Below are 15,473 nucleotides of genomic sequence, written 5' to 3' on the forward strand. Positions count from 1 at the left end.
GAGACGACATGCAATTATCCACTACGCCGAATCTGGAAGGCTTCATCATTACTGAATATTGTGGCGTCGTGACCGGCGAAGCCATCCTGGGGGCGAACATCTTCCGTGACTTTTTTGCCAGTATCCGCGATGTCGTCGGCGGCCGTTCCGGTGCCTATGAGAAAGAGCTGCGTAAGGCGCGGCAGATTGCGTTCAAAGAGTTACAGGAGCAAGCCGAAGATTTAGGGGCGAATGCCGTGGTAGGCATCGATCTTGACTATGAAACTGTTGGGAAGGACGGCAGTATGCTGATGGTGACCGTTAGCGGCACCGCAGTAAAGGTTCGCCGCTAGTGGCTTATACTCGTCATACTTTACGTTGCCAGAGACGGTGTGAAAAAGCGGTGGAACAACGATGTTGAAATGGATGGTCTGCATAGCGCTGGGGCTGTTAGCAGGTTGCCAGTCGGCCTCTTCGTTGAAAGAACAGAATAATTATGTGCTGGAGACCGCATTGCAGTCGCGAGCGCAGGAGTCTCGCATCCGCTTTTTAGTGATTCATTATACGGCAGAAGACTTTGCCACCTCGCTGAATATTCTGACGGATGATCACGTCAGCGCGCATTATCTGGTTCCAGCACATCCACCTTTGCAGCACGGTAAGCCACTTGCCTGGCAACTGGTGCCGGAATCTCAGGCTGCCTGGCATGCGGGAGCCAGTAGCTGGCGTGGATTTAGTCGACTGAATAATTCGTCGATTGGCATTGAGATCGAAAACGCGGGCTATCAGCGCACGCTAACCGGCTATACGTGGGAACCGTTTACCGCTTCGCAAATTCAGCTCGTGAACGCGATCGCCCGGGATATCGTTGATCGCTATCAGATTGCGCCGCAGAACGTGGTGGCGCACAGCGATATCGCCCCACAGCGCAAACAAGACCCTGGGCCGCTCTTCCCGTGGAAAGCGCTTGCGCAAGCGGGTGTGGGTGCCTGGCCGGATGCGCAGCGGGTAGCGTTCTATTTGAATGGACGTTTGCCGATGCAGCCAGTGGATGAAGCGGTTCTGCTGGAAAAGTTGGGGCGCTATGGCTACTCGGTGCAGGACACCATGAGCGCGCGTGAGAAGCGGCAGGTGATCGCCGCTTTCCAAATGCATTTCCGCCCCGAGAACTATCAAGGCCAGCCTGATGCGCAGAGTGAAGCGATTGTCGACGCGCTGCTGGAGAAATATGGCAGCCGCTAAACCGTTTCCTTTTCTGCCAGTTTCGCAATACGCGCCGCCATACCACGGAAAATAAAAAGATGAGCAGGCATCATCAGGAACCAGTAGACCAGCCCGTTGAACCCGGAAGGGTGCCAGCGGGCGCGGACGTCCACGGTTCGGTGAGTGCCTTTATCCGTGATAGTAAAGTTGAGTTTCCCCAGCCCCGGTGCTTTCATGCCGAATAGTAGCACCAACTGACGTTGTGGCTTGATCGAGATAACCTTCCAGCCATCAATCTTGTCGCCCACTTCCAGCGTTGGACGCTCGGGGCGTCCATAAGTCACGCCGTTACCGCAGAGATCATCCAGCCGGGCGCGGATGTTCCACAGTGCATTCGCGTAAAAATAGCCTTCCTTCCCGCCGACCTGCTGGATGACCTGCCAGAGCGCCTCACTGGACGCGGGCGTTTCCATCGTATGGCCCGCTTGTTTAGGGTAAAAGCCATAATTCGGCTTCCAGCGCGCGCGCACCTCGGTGTCATCGCCCCAGTCGGCCTGCTGTACGCTCTCCATTTCGCTTTGCAGCGTGAGGCGCACGGCGTCATCAAAGCTCATCAGCGTTTGTGGGATTAATGCCTGTAATTCGCGGCCATCGGCCTGTAAGTCGTGTTTTAGCCCCTGAATTAGGGCGCGGGCGATGGAGGGGGGAACCGAGGTCACCAGATGCAAGAACCAGACAGACACCAGATGCGTCGGCATGGGAACGGGAATCAGCAACCGGCGCTTGCCGCTGATCTGAATGAAACGCTCGAACATGGTCTGGTAGCTGATGTATTCGGGGCCTGCGGCATCCATGATGCGGTTTTCTGTCGCGGGGTGCTGTGCGATGCCGATCAGATACACCAGCAGGTTTTCCAGTGCAATAGGGGATGATTTAGAGCGCACCCAGCGCGGCGGCGTCAGTATCGGCAGGTTATAGACCATATCGCGCATGATTTCGAACGCCGCCGAACCGGTCCCGATAATAATGCCCGCACGCAGCTCTGTGACGGGAATACCGCTGCTGCGTAAAATATCTCCCGTGATCTGGCGTGCCTGCATGTGCGGTGAGGTATCGTTTTTTGCCTGAAGCGACCCCAGATAAATAATCTGTTTTACCTTGCTGGAAGCCAGTGTCAGCAGCAGGTTCATGGCGGTCATCCGTTCTCTTGCGACGAAGTTTGCGCCGTCGCCCATGCTGTGCACCAGATAATAGAGTGTTTCCGCGCCCCACAGGCCATCAGGCAAACTTTCTGGCTTAGCGAGATCAACCTGTTGGCAGTCGACGCCCGGCCAATGCCGTGACGCGAGGGATTCGATATTCCGACCGGCAGCGATAACTCGGTTGCCTTGTTTGCTCAAGCGCTCGGTTAAATGGCGGCCAATGTAGCCAGTTGCGCCCAGAATCAGGATCGGGGCTGAGGGGGATGTCATGTGCCAGTGGCTCCACAGCAAAATATAACCATGGCTTACTATAATCTGGAAAGGACAAATCGGGAAAAGATGAATGGGGAAAGGGCAAAAGCGATGAAAAGTATGGCGTTAATACTCGCCTGAAACCCAGCGTCATTTAACATGACCTACCTGCCCGATAGCCGAGGCTACCAGGCAGAAGGGGGTAAAACGCGGGTATATCAGGCTAGAACGGTGTCGCCTTGCAACTGGCAACTACAGGCCAAAACATAGCCCTGTTCGATCTCGGCTGGTGTTAGCGTCATGGTACTGCTGGTGGTGTAGTTACCGGATAGCACGCGGGTTTTACAGCTCCCGCAAACACCGGCGCGGCAGGCGGCGACAACTGGCACCTTATTGGCTTCCAGTGCGGCCAGCAGACTGATGCCTACCGGAACGCGCAGGTTTTTCAGCGGACGACTGATGGTCAGCGTGAGCTGATCGGCATCTTCATCCAGTGCTTCATCTGCCGGGCGGAACTGTTCTTTGAAGATGCGATTTGAGGCAACGCCAAGCTGCTGACTCAATGTTTCAATCTGGTTCATGTACGGTGCCGGGCCGCAGGTCATCACGGTGCGGCTGGCGATATCCGGCACGTGTTCGACCAGCAGGTCGCCGCTGATACGTCCAGAGAGGAAACCGGGCGCAGCGTCAAACTCTGCCATCAGCGTCAGATGCAACTGCTGCGGATAGCGCTGCACCAGATCCTGCCATTCTTTGGCGAAGATCACCTGCAGCGGATTGCGCACGTTGAAAATAACGTGGATATCGGTTTGCGGTTTGTTTGCCAGCAGCCAACGGCACATCGACATAATCGGCGTGACGCCACAGCCTGCCGCCGCCATCAGGTAGCGATCGCTGATCGCGTTGGCGCAGGTAAACTCGCCCTGTGCATCGGACAGCCACAGATAGTCACCGACTTTCAGCGCTTGGGTCAGCCAGCGGGAACCGACACCGTCATCCAGCCTTCTGACCGTCAAGGTAATAAAACGGCTGAGGCCCGGTGAAGAAGAAATCGTATAAGCCCGTAGCGTCTCCGCGCTGTTGGCAATGCTGACTAATGCATACTGACCCGGCTGATACGGATAAAAATCATGATTAACCAGTGAAATCGTCCAGACATCAGGCGTTTCCTGAGTAATCGAATGTACCTGCATGCGGTTAGAACACAGCGGTGTCGGCCCAATCTGTAGTGCGGGCATGGTCATAATCAATCTCCATAACAAACGGGTACGGTGAAGCGTGTAAAATGGCGGCCCATAAGACAGTGGGCTCAGCGTGAGGCATCAATGCCGACACCTCACGCTGCGTGACGAGGAACGCGCTCCTCCGTCCGCATTGATTCATCAAGCGGCCAGAATGGTGTTCATATCCTGTTCAACGGTGGTAATCGCTCGCATACCGAATTTGTCGTTCAGAATGGCAAGCAGGTTGTCCGTCAGGAAGCCCGGTGCTGTTGGCCCGGTGTAGATATTTTTCACGCCGAGGGACAGCAGGGTGAGCAGGATGACAATCGCTTTCTGTTCAAACCAGGACAGCACCAGACTCAGCGGCAGGTCGTTCACGCCACAGCCCAGTTTCTCCGCCAGCTTAACGGCCAGAATAATGGCCGCGTAGGCATCATTACATTGACCGACATCCAGCAGACGTGGCAGGCCTTCCAGCGTACCGAAGTCCAGTTTGTTGAAACGGTATTTACCACAGGCCAGCGTCATGATCAGGCAATCTTGCGGAACGTTCAGCGTAAAGTCCGTGAAGTAGCTACGTTCTTCACGGCTACCGTCACATCCGCCAACCAGGAAGACGTGACGCAGCTTTTTCTGTGCAACCAAATCGATGACGGTATCCGCGGCGCTCAACAGCGTTTCACGACCAAACCCGACGGTGATCATGTGCTCGATTTCGCTGTATGGGAAACCAGCCAGACCCTGTGCCTGTTCGATAACCGGGCTGAAATCGTCGCCTTCCAGGTGGTTCACGCCCGGCCAGCCTACGATGCTACGCGTCCAGATGCGGTCGCCGTAGTTGCCTACGTTTGGATCGATAATACAGTTGGAGGTCATGACGATTGCGCCAGGGAATTTGGCAAATTCAGTCTGCTGGTTCTGCCAACCGCTGCCGTAGTTACCCGCCAGATGCTTGAATTTTTTCAGCTCTGGGTACCCGTGTGCAGGCAGCATTTCGCCGTGGGTATAAATATTCACGCCGGTGTCTTCGGTTTGCTCCAGCAGCATGCGCAGATCTTTCAGGTCATGACCAGAAATCAGAATCGCCTTACCCGCAATTGGGCGGACGTTAACGGAGGTCGGCTGTGGATGGCCGTAAGCATGGGTCTCGCCATGGTCAAGGATCGCCATAACGTTGAAGTTCATTTTACCGATGCCCATTGCGTTGTTTAGCAGGGTGTCAACATCAGATGGCTGTGTGCCCAGCCATGCCATGAAGGCATGATATTCGGCATAGATCGCGTTGTCATACTGACCGAGAACGTGGGCGTGCTCCATATAAGCTGCCGCACCTTTCAGGCCGTAAAGGTTAAGCATGCGCAAGCCGTGAACGTCGTCACCAACGCTGGCTTTATCGCTATCCAGCGCAAAATCCGCCGCCTGTTGCAGTAAGGTTGGAATATCGTTACCTGCCAGTTGCAGGGCTGCCATTGGGTGATCGACGGTCACGGCGGCATCGTGCAGACGGCAGCGAACAGCCAGAGATTCGCGCAGTGTAATGGCTTCCTGTGCGTAGCCAATAATACGCTGAGAATCGAAGTTAACGTTGGTCAACGTAGAGAAGAAGGCGCGTGGCGCAAAGTTGTCGACATCGTGATCGATGATATCCAACTCGCGGGCTTTCAGCGCCCAGGCAGAAAGCCCTTGCAGCACAGCGACCAGCAGGTCTTGCAGGTCGGAGGTTTCTGCGGTTTTGCCACACATGCCCTGCGCGTAAGAGCAGCCGTTTCCAACAGGGGTACGAATCGTTTGTTCACATTGCACACAAAACATAATGACTTCCTTTTTTTAAGTTGCATTTTAAATGCTTGTTTAAAGCATAGTGTTAGCCGAGGCAGGTAAAAAGGCTTTTTTACTGCAACTTTAGGTAAATTTGATTTAGCGCAAGTTTGGTGATGGGCAATGAAAATCACTCTCAATCACAGCCCATAAACGAGGGGGAAAACGGTGTTCAGTGTGCGCTTATGAAGAAAATAACGCCATTAATATGGGAGCCGCGAGGCTTAATAAGAAACCATGGACAATGGCAGCAGGCACGACATCGATACCCGCGCTGCGCTGCAAGACGGGCAGCGTGAAATCCATCGAGGTTGCCCCGCAAAGTCCTAAGGCGCAGGAGCGATTACGCTGTGCTAGCACGGGAACCAGCATAATCGCCAGTAGCTCACGAGTCAGATCGTTGAAAAATGCGGTGCTGCCGATGACGGGCCCGAAGGAGTCGGTGAGCAGAATGCCTGACAGCGAATACCATCCATAGCCGGATGCCATCGCCAGACCGGTTTTTAGCGGCAGACCCAAAATCCACGCGGCCAGCAGGCCGCCACCGAGCGCACTGATACCGACGATGAGCGCGATGACCAGACCGCGACGATTTAATACGATTTGGCGCAACGTCATGCCGCTGTTACGCAGTTGAACGCCCACCAGAAAGAGCAGGAAGATCAGAGCATATTCGCTGCCTTTACTGGCGTAGGTGAATCCCGGCCATTGCGTTAAGCCCAGCAAAAAACCGCCGAATACCACGCCACAGAGTTTGAACGATTCAAGGATCATTCGCAGTCTGGACGGCGGAGCCGCGTCTTTGTACTTGCTACGCCACGCGCGGCGTTTTTCCCACAGCCACAGGGCAATGCCGTTTGCCGCGACAATACAGCAGGCGAAGACGGCGGTGTAGCGGAAGATCAGTAACAAATTGCTGCTGAGATTTTCCAGAAAGGCCAGGCTTATGCCCATCAAAAACAGAATAACGTACACCATCCAACTCAGCAGTTGGTTAACCCGCTGTAATCCTTTTTTGCCGCGCAGCGGTACCAGATAGCCAATGATGAGCGGTAATAAAATAATTAATAATCCTGAATACATCACAGAATTGATGTCCTTACGCGAGAAAAACGGCGCTAACCCGTATTTTAGGATTGGCAGGGGGCCGTCGTTAAACTATGAGGCTTTTCTTCTTCAGTTCTATCCCGATAGGCATCGACACAGCGGAAAGACAAACCGTGCGTTCGTTGACAACATCGTAGGATTCATCGGCTACACTTGGCGGGAAGAAAAACGATAATCTATTAAAATTAAACAAATTATCGGAGTGAGTAAAGCGCTGTCTGGCAGGATATTCTATACATTGAGCATTTTTGCAGCAGAAACTCGCAGGCAGCGGCTACAGGAGAAAAAGATGCATCTGGAAAGTATTGAAATCCTGGGATTTCGGGGAATCAATCGTCTGTCGCTGACGCTGGACGAGAACAACGTACTGATTGGTGAGAACGCCTGGGGGAAATCAAGCCTGCTGGATGCGCTCTCGCTGCTGCTGGCACCGACGTTGCCTCTTTACCATTTTGATATGCAGGATTTTCACTTCACGCCGGGAGATGAGAATAGTCGGGAAAAGCATCTTCAGGTTATTTTCACGTTTTGCGAGACGGCACCTGGCCATCATTTATCCCCTCGCTACCGTTCGCTTAGCCCCGTGTGGGTGGAGGGCGAAGCGTCGCTATATCGCGTTTTTTATCGGTTAGAAGGTGAGGTGGACGAAAGCCAGTCGGTCTTCACCTGGCGAAGCTTTCTGGACGCTGACGGGCACCCGATACCGCTGGATGATATTGATGAACTGGCCAGAGAAATTATCCGCCTGCATCCGGTGTTGCGGCTGCGTGACGCGCGCTTTATGCGGCGTTTGCGCTCTGGGACGCTGGCTGCGACGTTAGATAACAGCAATGAAAAGTTGGCTCAGCAGTTTGAGCAACTGATGCGTGAGCTGGTGCAAAATCCTCAGAAGCTGACGGATAAAGAGCTGCGTCAGGGGCTGGTGGCGATGCGACAACTATTGGAGCACTATTTTTCCGAGCAGAACGCCACGGGTAATGACCGGCGCCATCATCGGCATGCGCGAACGCACAACGGTAAATCGTGGCGATCGCTGGATAACATCAATCGCCTGATTGCCGACCCCAATAGCCGCAGTCGCCGGATTATCCTGCTGGAATTGTTTTCTACGCTGTTACAGGCGAAAGGGTCGGTGGCGTTGGATCCCCATGCGCGTCCGCTCTTGCTGATTGAAGACCCGGAAACCCGGTTGCACCCGATTATGCTATCCGTCGCCTGGGGGCTTTTGGTGCAGTTGCCGCTTCAAAAGGTCACAACAACGAATTCAGGCGAACTGCTGTCGCTGGTGCCGATGGAGCAGGTGTGCCGCCTGGTGCGGGAATCCTCGCGGGTGGCGACATACCGTATTGGTCGTCAGGGTATGAGCGCTGAAGATAGCCGACGCATTGCGTTTCACATTCGTATGAATCGACCCGCGTCACTCTTTGCCCGCTGCTGGCTGCTGGTGGAAGGGGAAACCGAAGTTTGGATGCTAAATGAACTGGCGCGCCAATGTGGGCATCATTTTGAGGCGGAAGGGGTGAAAGTGATTGAATTTGCCCAGTCCGGGCTCCGGCCATTGCTGAGGTTCGCACGTCGTATGGGGATTGAATGGCATGTCCTGGTCGATGGCGACGATGCGGGGAAAAAATATGCCGCGACGGCGAAAAGCATGTTAACCGTACAGGGCGAGAGCGAGCGCGATCATTTGACCGTCTTGCCCGCATCGGACATGGAACACTACATGTACCGTGAGGGATTCAGCCACGTTTATCACCGCATCGCGCAGTTGCCGGAAAAAGTGCCGCTCTCGATGCATAAAATCATCATCAAGGCTATTCATCGGTCATCCAAGCCAGACCTGGCGATTGAAGTCGCGATGGAAGCCGCAGCGATGGGCAGCGAGGCAATCCCACCGCTTATCCGCAGCATGTTCTCCCGCGTGCTGTGGCTGGCTCGCGGGCGGGCGGATTAGGGGATACAAATAAAAAAATGCCGTTCGATATAACGAACGGCATTTGTCGCATTATAGTCATTTTACGGTTTAGCGTAGCGTGTTCTGAGTAGACGTGTAGGGTATAGCAGGGGTCAGGATGCGGCCTCGGCGACTTGCGGGACGATCAGGCAGGCATGATTGCCTTTCGGCCCTTGATGAACATCAAACCTGACAACCTGTCCGGCTTTCAGAGTCCGGTAGCCATCCATTTGAATGGTTGAGTAGTGAGCGAAGATATCGTCACCGCCCCCTTCTGGACAGATAAAACCAAACCCTTTGGCATTATTGAACCATTTAACAGTACCTGTCTCCATGCATTGACATCCTTCGCAAGAGTATTCTTTTCAGTAAGGTGTGGTTATTTGGTTACTACGAATACGAATTGATTAAAACCCCATCAATTCATCCGTACACTTTAGTGAAATCGATCCCGGCGTCAAGCGATCCACCGCGTGGTGAGGAGGGCAGTTTGTCAAAGTTTGATGCAGATAACGCTATTGATGAACCCACGATCGCGTTGCGTAATCAAGATATCGGTTACAGACCTTGAATTTTGCTTTCCGGGAACCATTTAATCCCTCAGGTGGTAAAATAAAAAGCAGACGTGCTACTGTAAATGTAGAGATACCCGTCATCTTTCAAGTCGCAGGCGCTTACTTCCTGCTTCTCGGATCTATTAGGAATAAACAGACCAATGTCGTGAGTCGCGATATTCGTTACATGATGTGGATAGAGAATGGGAAACAACAGTACGTGGTCACAATCTGAGAACCTGACCGCCGATAAACAGAAAGAAAAATTGCAGCCGCCTTCCATGTATAACGTGGTGTTGAATAACGATGATTACACCCCGATGGAATTTGTTATTGACGTTCTGCAAAAGTTCTTTTCTTATGATATTGAACGTGCCACACAGCTTATGTTAACCGTGCATTATCAGGGTAAAGCGATTTGTGGCGTATTCAGCGCTGAAGTGGCTGAGACCAAGGTCGTACAAGTTAATCGTTATGCCAGAGAAAATGAGCACCCGCTGCTCTGTACGCTGGAAAAAGCCTGAAGTCAGGCGATTTATTGGGAGAGGTGCCTATGCTCAATCAAGAACTGGAACTCAGTCTCAACATGGCTTTCGCCAGAGCGCGTGAGCACCGACACGAGTTTATGACCGTGGAGCACCTGCTGTTGGCTCTGCTCAGTAACCCAGCCGCCCGTGAAGCATTGGAAGCCTGCACGGTAGATTTAGCCGCGCTGCGTCAGGAACTGGAAGCGTTCATTGAGCAAACCACACCAACATTACCGCAGAGTGACGACGAGCGCGAAACTCAGCCCACGCTCAGCTTCCAGCGCGTACTCCAACGCGCCGTTTTCCACGTGCAGTCCTCTGGCCGCAGCGAAGTGTCCGGAGCCAACGTCTTGGTCGCCATTTTTAGCGAACAGGAATCTCAGGCCGCCTACCTGCTGCGCAAACATGACGTCAGTCGTCTGGATGTGGTGAACTTTATTTCCCACGGCACGCGCAAAGAAGAATCCGATCAGGCGCCGAACCCTGAAAGTCCCGTCAATGAAGAACAGGCAGGAGGGGAAGATCGTATGGAAAACTTCACCACCAATCTGAATCAACTGGCTCGCGTTGGCGGCATCGATCCGCTTATTGGCCGGGATAAGGAACTGGAGCGCACGATTCAGGTACTGTGCCGCCGCCGTAAAAATAACCCGCTGCTGGTCGGCGAATCTGGCGTCGGTAAAACCGCGATTGCTGAGGGGCTGGCCTGGCGTATTGTGCAGGGCGATGTGCCTGAAGTGATGGCGGAGTGCACGCTGTACTCGCTGGACATCGGCGCGCTGCTGGCAGGCACCAAATACCGTGGTGACTTTGAAAAACGCTTTAAGGCGCTGCTGAAACAGTTGGAACAGGATAAAAATAGCATTCTGTTCATTGATGAAATCCACACGATTATCGGCGCGGGTGCAGCGTCCGGCGGTCAGGTTGATGCGGCTAATCTGATTAAACCGCTGCTTTCCAGCGGCAAGATTCGCGTTATCGGCTCGACCACCTATCAGGAGTTCAGCAATATCTTTGAAAAGGATCGGGCGCTGGCGCGTCGTTTCCAGAAAATCGATATCACTGAACCTAGCGTGGAAGAAACCATACAAATCATTAATGGCCTGAAGCCTAAATATGAGGCTCACCATGATGTTCGCTATACGTCGAAAGCGGTTCGTGCCGCGGTAGAGCTGGCGGTGAAATACATCAACGATCGCCATCTGCCGGATAAAGCGATTGATGTGATCGACGAAGCGGGCGCGCGCAGCCGTCTGGTGCCGGTCAGCAAACGTAAGAAAACGGTCAACGTGAGTGACATCGAATCGGTTGTCGCCCGCATCGCCCGTATTCCAGAAAAAACCGTCTCCGCCAGCGATCGTGATGTGCTGAAGAACCTCAGCGATCGCTTGAAAATGCTGGTGTTTGGGCAGGACAAGGCAATCGAAGCGCTGTCCGAATCTATCAAGATGAGTCGTGCAGGGTTGGGCCAGGAGCGTAAACCGGTTGGTTCCTTCCTGTTTGCCGGTCCTACCGGTGTGGGTAAGACGGAAGTCACGTTACAGCTGGCCAAAGCGCTGGATATCGAACTGCTGCGCTTTGATATGTCCGAATACATGGAACGCCATACGGTCAGCCGTTTGATTGGCGCGCCTCCGGGCTATGTGGGCTACGATCAGGGCGGTCTGCTAACGGATGCCGTGATTAAGCATCCTCATGCGGTACTGCTGTTGGATGAGATCGAAAAAGCGCATCCTGACGTCTTTAACCTGCTGTTACAGGTGATGGATAACGGTACGCTGACGGACAACAATGGCCGTAAAGCGGATTTCCGTAATGTCATTGTCGTCATGACCACCAACGCAGGCGTGCGGGAAACACAGCGTAAATCCATTGGTATCATCCATCAGGACAACAGCACTGATGCGATGGAAGAGATCAAGAAGGTCTTTACGCCGGAGTTCCGCAACCGTCTGGATGGCATTATCTGGTTCAACCATCTGTCGACTGACGTCATTCAGCAGGTTGTCGATAAGTTTATCGTAGAGCTTCAGGCGCAGCTGGATGCGAAAGGCGTCTCGCTGGAAGTGAGCGATGAAGCACGCGACTGGCTGGCCGAAAAAGGCTACGACAAAGCAATGGGTGCCCGACCAATGGCACGCGTGATGCAGGAAAGCCTTAAGAAACCGCTGGCCAACGAGCTGCTGTTTGGTTCGCTGGTGGACGGTGGCTCTGTTACGGTGGAACTGGATAAAGAGACGCAGCAGCTGACGTACGGCTTCCAGAGCGCACAGAAACGAAAAGCAGAAAGCGTTAATTAATCAATATCGTGTGTTATCTAAGAGGGATGCTGAGGCATCCCTTTTTTATTGGGTCGCAGACTGATCTTGGTGCGCTATTTTGCATTATGGCCCAGTTAAAAACACGATTCTTGGATCTTTTCGGATAGGCCAAGATTTTGCACAATCATGGCTACCGAGCAGCTGCCAGCCCTGTTACGCATTACTCGATATATGGCTGCCTCTCTTCGCCTTAACCCTTTCTCATTTTGGAGTGAACGATGAGCCAACGTCTTGATTACTACAGTAAGTCTCCCGAGGCTGCCAAGAAGTATCTGGAGTTCAATAACATTCTGCACAAGAAACCATTTCTGGCTGAAATAGGCCATCTGGTTACGCTGCGTGCCTCTCAGCTTAACGGCTGTGCATTTTGCGTTGATATGCACGTTAAAGAAGCCAAGATTAATGGGGAGCGCGAACTACGCCTGCATCATGTGGCTGTCTGGCGTGAATCGCCGCTTTTCTCCCCGCGTGAGCGTGCTGCACTTGAGTGGACAGAAGTATTGACTCATCTTCCGCCGCACGGCGTACCGGACGAGGTGTTTACGCGCGTTCGCGAACAGCTGTCAGAAGAAGATCTGGCTGACTTATCTTTCATGATTATCGCGATTAATGGCTGGAATCGTTTGGGCGTCGCGTTTCAGGTTGTTCCCGGTTCTGCAGATAAGCTGTACGGTCTGGAAAAAGCCAATCTGAGCTAATTAACGCCCGTGCTGTTCAAGCTCGGCCAGAATCAACGTGGCAAGCCGTTCTGGTTCTGCCATCGTGGCGCAGTTGGTGAAACTGGCGAGCAGTGCGTTGTCACCGTTTCCTGATACAGCCCAACGTGATAGCGGCTGAACGGCAATCCCTTGAGCCAGCAAGCGGTCGGCAAGTCGTCGATCGCTTATGTTATCCGGCAGGCGTAACACTAAATGCATGCCGCCGGGCTGCGTGTCGATATGTATGCGATCGCCTAAAATACCTTGTAGCACAGCGATGGTAGCGGCGCGACGTTCTGCATAAAGTCGTCGTGTGCGCTGAATGTGCCGGGCAAAATGGCCTTCAGAGATGAAGCTGGTAACGATAGACTGCGTCATGGTTGGCGATGCGGAAGCGAAGAAAATTCGGCTGATGTGTTCAAAGGTGGCAATCTGCGCCTGTGGTACAACCAAATAAGCCAACCGAATCCCCGGAAATAACACCTTGCTGAAGGTGCCCGCATACAGAACCCGCCCATTGCGATCTAGACTGGCGAGCGCGGGAAGTGGGCGGCTGGCGTAGCGATATTCCCCATCATAATCATCCTCTACTATCCAGGCATTCTGCTCGGTTGCCCACTGCAATAGTGCCTGTCGCCGAGGAAGCGACAACGACATCGACAAGGGGCTTTGATGCGCGGGCGTGACAACGGCCATACTGGCATCATTCGCCAGCGCGATACCGCGCTCCACGTTGAGCCCTTCACGATCGACGGTGACCGGAACCGGACATAATCCAGACTGTGATAGCAACTGGCGAGTCGGGGGATAGCCGGGATCTTCAACCCAGACGCGCTGCCCGGATTTCAGCAAGGCCAGAACGGCGAGTTGTAAATTGGTGCGCCAACCTGATGTGATGAATACCTGACTGGCGGTACAGTCAATGCCACGTGCCACTTGCAGATAAGAGGCGATGGCGTTTCTTAGCGCTGGTAAGCCATAAGGTGCGGGGTAATCCCAATCTGGTAACTGCATGCTGCGAAGATAACGTGCGCCCAGTCGAGCCCATAGCTTGCGCGGGAAGGCGTCAAAAGCGGGAACTCCCATTTGAAAAGGCAGCAGTTGCGATGGACGCCACAGTATGTTTTGTTCGTCGTCTGGCGCTGAGGGGGATACCGTCGCATCGGTAACGGAAGTTGGCGCTAAGGGTAAATCGGGATTCACCAGCGTGCCTGCTTGTCCACGTGCCTGCAAATAACCTTCGGCAATCAGCAACGAGTAAGCCTGTTCTATCGTTCCGCGTGCGACGCCAAGTTCTTTCGCTAGCATACGTGCGGAAGGCAGACGGTCACCCGGTGACAATAGGCCTGTGCTGATAGCCCGACGCACGCGTTCGTAAAGCTGGCGATAGAGCGGCGTACTCTCCTGAAAGGAAAGAGGGGAAAAGAGGGAAGAGTCAGGTTTCATATAGGGAATCCATGACAAGCAGGCTGTTGACCTTAAAACGGTTGGCCCAAAAAACTGTTTTTAAAAAACAAAAGCCCTTGCCATGAAGGGAAGGGCTGGGGAGGGAGTCACATCCTCATATATCGCTGTGATCAGCGATGAGCGAACCGGTTAGCGGCTGCGGAAGACAATGCGGCCTTTACTCAGGTCGTACGGGGTTAACTCTACAGTGACTTTGTCACCCGTCAGGATGCGGATATAGTTTTTACGCATTTTACCGGAGATATGAGCGGTAACCACGTGCCCGTTTTCCAATTCAACGCGGAACATGGTGTTGGGCAGCGTATCAAGCACGGTGCCTTGCATTTCAATATTGTCTTCTTTGGCCATCGAATCCTCTAGGTCTAACTACCTTTATTTTTTAACCGCAAGATAATGCCGAAAAACCGACATTATGTAAAGAAGCGTTCACGTTTGGGGCGTTATTTACCCGATTTCTCTGTCAAAATGCCGGTTCGGCGAGCGGTTGTGGTCGCCAACAGCTGTCATCGACATCAAGATCTTGAAACTGAGAAAGCTGTTGCAGGAAGCGATCGCGGGGTATTTCACTCACGCCCAGAGAAGCCGTATGGGCGTTTAACACCTGACAATCGATCAGCTCACCACCATGGCGAATAAAATGCTGTTGAAATGCCAGCAGCGCGTATTTTGACGCATTATCCGTGCGGCTGAACATTGACTCGCCGCAAAATAACCGCCCTTGCTCAATACCATATAGTCCACCAACCAGCACGTCATTCTGCCACACTTCGACAGAGTGCGCTTTTCCTGCCTGATGAAGCTGGCGATAAGCCGAGATAATGCTCGGCGTAATCCAGGTGCCGTCATGGTGCTCATGCGCGCAGGCGTGAATGACATCATCAAAGGCCTGATTCAGCGTGGCATGAAACGTATGGCGCTTCAGAAATTTTTTCATGCTGCGGCTGATATGCAAGTCACCGGGAAACAGGACCGCGCGTGGATTTGGAGACCACCATAAGATCGGCTCACCGGGAGAGAACCAGGGGAAAATGCCCTGTCGGTAAGCGGCTTTTAGGCGGGCAACGGAGAGATCGCCGCCAACGGCCAGCAGGCCGTTGGGGTCATCTAGCGCATGATTCGGATCAGGGAACTGAAGCGATTGAAGCGAAAGTTGGTATAGACGCATGTT

At 53.3% G+C, this 15,473-nt stretch carries 14 protein-coding genes; 6 read left to right on the forward strand and 8 right to left on the reverse strand.

The features are described from left to right. The first annotated feature begins 8 nt into the window (after nucleotides 1-8). Both H4F65_RS01050 and H4F65_RS01055 read left to right on the forward strand, forming a co-directional pair. Nucleotides 9-332: a heavy metal-binding domain-containing protein gene (locus tag H4F65_RS01050; protein ID WP_010277258.1), complete on the forward strand. Its 324-nt coding sequence runs from the start codon at nucleotides 9-11 to the stop codon at nucleotides 330-332. Nucleotides 333-393: 61 nt separating this feature from the next. After that, entirely contained in the window at nucleotides 394-1,221 is an 828-nt protein-coding gene (locus H4F65_RS01055) for an N-acetylmuramoyl-L-alanine amidase (protein WP_010277256.1), read from the forward strand. Here H4F65_RS01055 and H4F65_RS01060 read toward each other — a convergent pair. From H4F65_RS01060 to H4F65_RS01075, 4 genes are all read right to left on the reverse strand, one after another. After that, nucleotides 1,218-2,654, reverse strand: a complete 1,437-nt coding sequence (locus H4F65_RS01060; RefSeq protein WP_010277253.1) for a DUF2867 domain-containing protein — start codon at nucleotides 2,652-2,654, stop codon at nucleotides 1,218-1,220. The two genes, H4F65_RS01055 and H4F65_RS01060, sit on opposite strands and share 4 nt — an antisense overlap. 200 nt (nucleotides 2,655-2,854) lie before the next feature. Further along, nucleotides 2,855-3,880, reverse strand: a complete 1,026-nt coding sequence (gene hcr, locus H4F65_RS01065; protein WP_010277250.1) for an NADH oxidoreductase — start codon at nucleotides 3,878-3,880, stop codon at nucleotides 2,855-2,857. 138 nt (nucleotides 3,881-4,018) lie between these two features. Beyond that, complete coding sequence (gene hcp, locus H4F65_RS01070) at nucleotides 4,019-5,671, reverse strand: hydroxylamine reductase (RefSeq protein WP_010277249.1); 1,653 nt, start codon at nucleotides 5,669-5,671, stop codon at nucleotides 4,019-4,021. A gap of 189 nt (nucleotides 5,672-5,860) precedes the next feature. Then, nucleotides 5,861-6,760 (reverse strand): LysO family transporter, encoded by a 900-nt coding sequence (locus H4F65_RS01075; protein WP_010277246.1) that lies wholly within the window; start codon nucleotides 6,758-6,760, stop codon nucleotides 5,861-5,863. Nucleotides 6,761-7,073: 313 nt separating this feature from the next. Between H4F65_RS01075 and H4F65_RS01080 the strand changes: the two genes are divergently transcribed. Next, nucleotides 7,074-8,738: an ATP-dependent endonuclease gene (locus tag H4F65_RS01080; protein WP_010277243.1), complete on the forward strand. Its 1,665-nt coding sequence runs from the start codon at nucleotides 7,074-7,076 to the stop codon at nucleotides 8,736-8,738. A 113-nt stretch (nucleotides 8,739-8,851) separates the two neighbouring features. Here the strand turns inward: H4F65_RS01080 and cspD are convergent, their stop codons facing one another. Next, nucleotides 8,852-9,073 carry a cold shock-like protein CspD gene (cspD, locus tag H4F65_RS01085; RefSeq protein ID WP_010277240.1) on the reverse strand — a complete coding sequence of 74 codons (222 nt, stop codon included), beginning with the start codon at nucleotides 9,071-9,073 and terminating at the stop codon, nucleotides 8,852-8,854. A 422-nt stretch (nucleotides 9,074-9,495) separates the two neighbouring features. Here cspD and clpS point away from each other — a divergent pair, with 422 nt between their 5' ends. The 3 genes from clpS (at nucleotide 9,496) to H4F65_RS01100 (ending at nucleotide 12,838) form a co-directional block, all read left to right on the forward strand. Then, the gene (clpS, locus tag H4F65_RS01090; protein WP_005967385.1) at nucleotides 9,496-9,816 is read left to right on the forward strand and encodes an ATP-dependent Clp protease adapter ClpS; all 321 of its coding nucleotides are present in this window, start codon (nucleotides 9,496-9,498) and stop codon (nucleotides 9,814-9,816) included. A gap of 29 nt (nucleotides 9,817-9,845) precedes the next feature. Next, on the forward strand, nucleotides 9,846-12,119 hold the full coding sequence (gene clpA / locus H4F65_RS01095; RefSeq protein ID WP_010277232.1) for an ATP-dependent Clp protease ATP-binding subunit ClpA: 2,274 nt from the start codon (nucleotides 9,846-9,848) through the stop codon (nucleotides 12,117-12,119). Nucleotides 12,120-12,358: 239 nt separating this feature from the next. Continuing rightward, nucleotides 12,359-12,838: a carboxymuconolactone decarboxylase family protein gene (locus H4F65_RS01100; protein ID WP_010277229.1), complete on the forward strand. Its 480-nt coding sequence runs from the start codon at nucleotides 12,359-12,361 to the stop codon at nucleotides 12,836-12,838. Here H4F65_RS01100 and pdxR read toward each other — a convergent pair whose 3' ends face one another. From pdxR to aat, 3 genes are all read right to left on the reverse strand, one after another. Continuing rightward, nucleotides 12,839-14,284, reverse strand: coding sequence for a MocR-like pyridoxine biosynthesis transcription factor PdxR (gene pdxR, locus H4F65_RS01105; RefSeq protein WP_010277227.1), 1,446 nt, complete (start codon nucleotides 14,282-14,284; stop codon nucleotides 12,839-12,841). It abuts the gene before it with no gap. A 150-nt stretch (nucleotides 14,285-14,434) separates the two neighbouring features. Then, entirely contained in the window at nucleotides 14,435-14,653 is a 219-nt protein-coding gene (infA, locus tag H4F65_RS01110) for a translation initiation factor IF-1 (RefSeq protein WP_002211347.1), read from the reverse strand. 112 nt (nucleotides 14,654-14,765) lie between these two features. After that, nucleotides 14,766-15,470, reverse strand: coding sequence for a leucyl/phenylalanyl-tRNA--protein transferase (gene aat / locus H4F65_RS01115; protein ID WP_010277223.1), 705 nt, complete (start codon nucleotides 15,468-15,470; stop codon nucleotides 14,766-14,768). Between the last annotated feature and the right edge of the window lie 3 nt (nucleotides 15,471-15,473).

The sequence above is a fragment of the Pectobacterium brasiliense genome (assembly GCF_016950255.1).
Lineage (GTDB): Bacteria > Pseudomonadota > Gammaproteobacteria > Enterobacterales > Enterobacteriaceae > Pectobacterium > Pectobacterium brasiliense.

Coding starts and splice junctions, on each gene's coding strand:
- H4F65_RS01050 (WP_010277258.1), top strand. CDS start 9: ATGCAATTATCCACTACGCCGAATCTGGAAGGCTTCATCATTACTGAA.
- H4F65_RS01055 (WP_010277256.1), top strand. CDS start 394: ATGTTGAAATGGATGGTCTGCATAGCGCTGGGGCTGTTAGCAGGTTGC.
- H4F65_RS01060 (WP_010277253.1), bottom strand. CDS start 2,654: ATGACATCCCCCTCAGCCCCGATCCTGATTCTGGGCGCAACTGGCTAC.
- hcr (WP_010277250.1), bottom strand. CDS start 3,880: ATGACCATGCCCGCACTACAGATTGGGCCGACACCGCTGTGTTCTAAC.
- hcp (WP_010277249.1), bottom strand. CDS start 5,671: ATGTTTTGTGTGCAATGTGAACAAACGATTCGTACCCCTGTTGGAAAC.
- H4F65_RS01075 (WP_010277246.1), bottom strand. CDS start 6,760: ATGTATTCAGGATTATTAATTATTTTATTACCGCTCATCATTGGCTAT.
- H4F65_RS01080 (WP_010277243.1), top strand. CDS start 7,074: ATGCATCTGGAAAGTATTGAAATCCTGGGATTTCGGGGAATCAATCGT.
- cspD (WP_010277240.1), bottom strand. CDS start 9,073: ATGGAGACAGGTACTGTTAAATGGTTCAATAATGCCAAAGGGTTTGGT.
- clpS (WP_005967385.1), top strand. CDS start 9,496: ATGGGAAACAACAGTACGTGGTCACAATCTGAGAACCTGACCGCCGAT.
- clpA (WP_010277232.1), top strand. CDS start 9,846: ATGCTCAATCAAGAACTGGAACTCAGTCTCAACATGGCTTTCGCCAGA.
- H4F65_RS01100 (WP_010277229.1), top strand. CDS start 12,359: ATGAGCCAACGTCTTGATTACTACAGTAAGTCTCCCGAGGCTGCCAAG.
- pdxR (WP_010277227.1), bottom strand. CDS start 14,284: ATGAAACCTGACTCTTCCCTCTTTTCCCCTCTTTCCTTTCAGGAGAGT.
- infA (WP_002211347.1), bottom strand. CDS start 14,653: ATGGCCAAAGAAGACAATATTGAAATGCAAGGCACCGTGCTTGATACG.
- aat (WP_010277223.1), bottom strand. CDS start 15,470: ATGCGTCTATACCAACTTTCGCTTCAATCGCTTCAGTTCCCTGATCCG.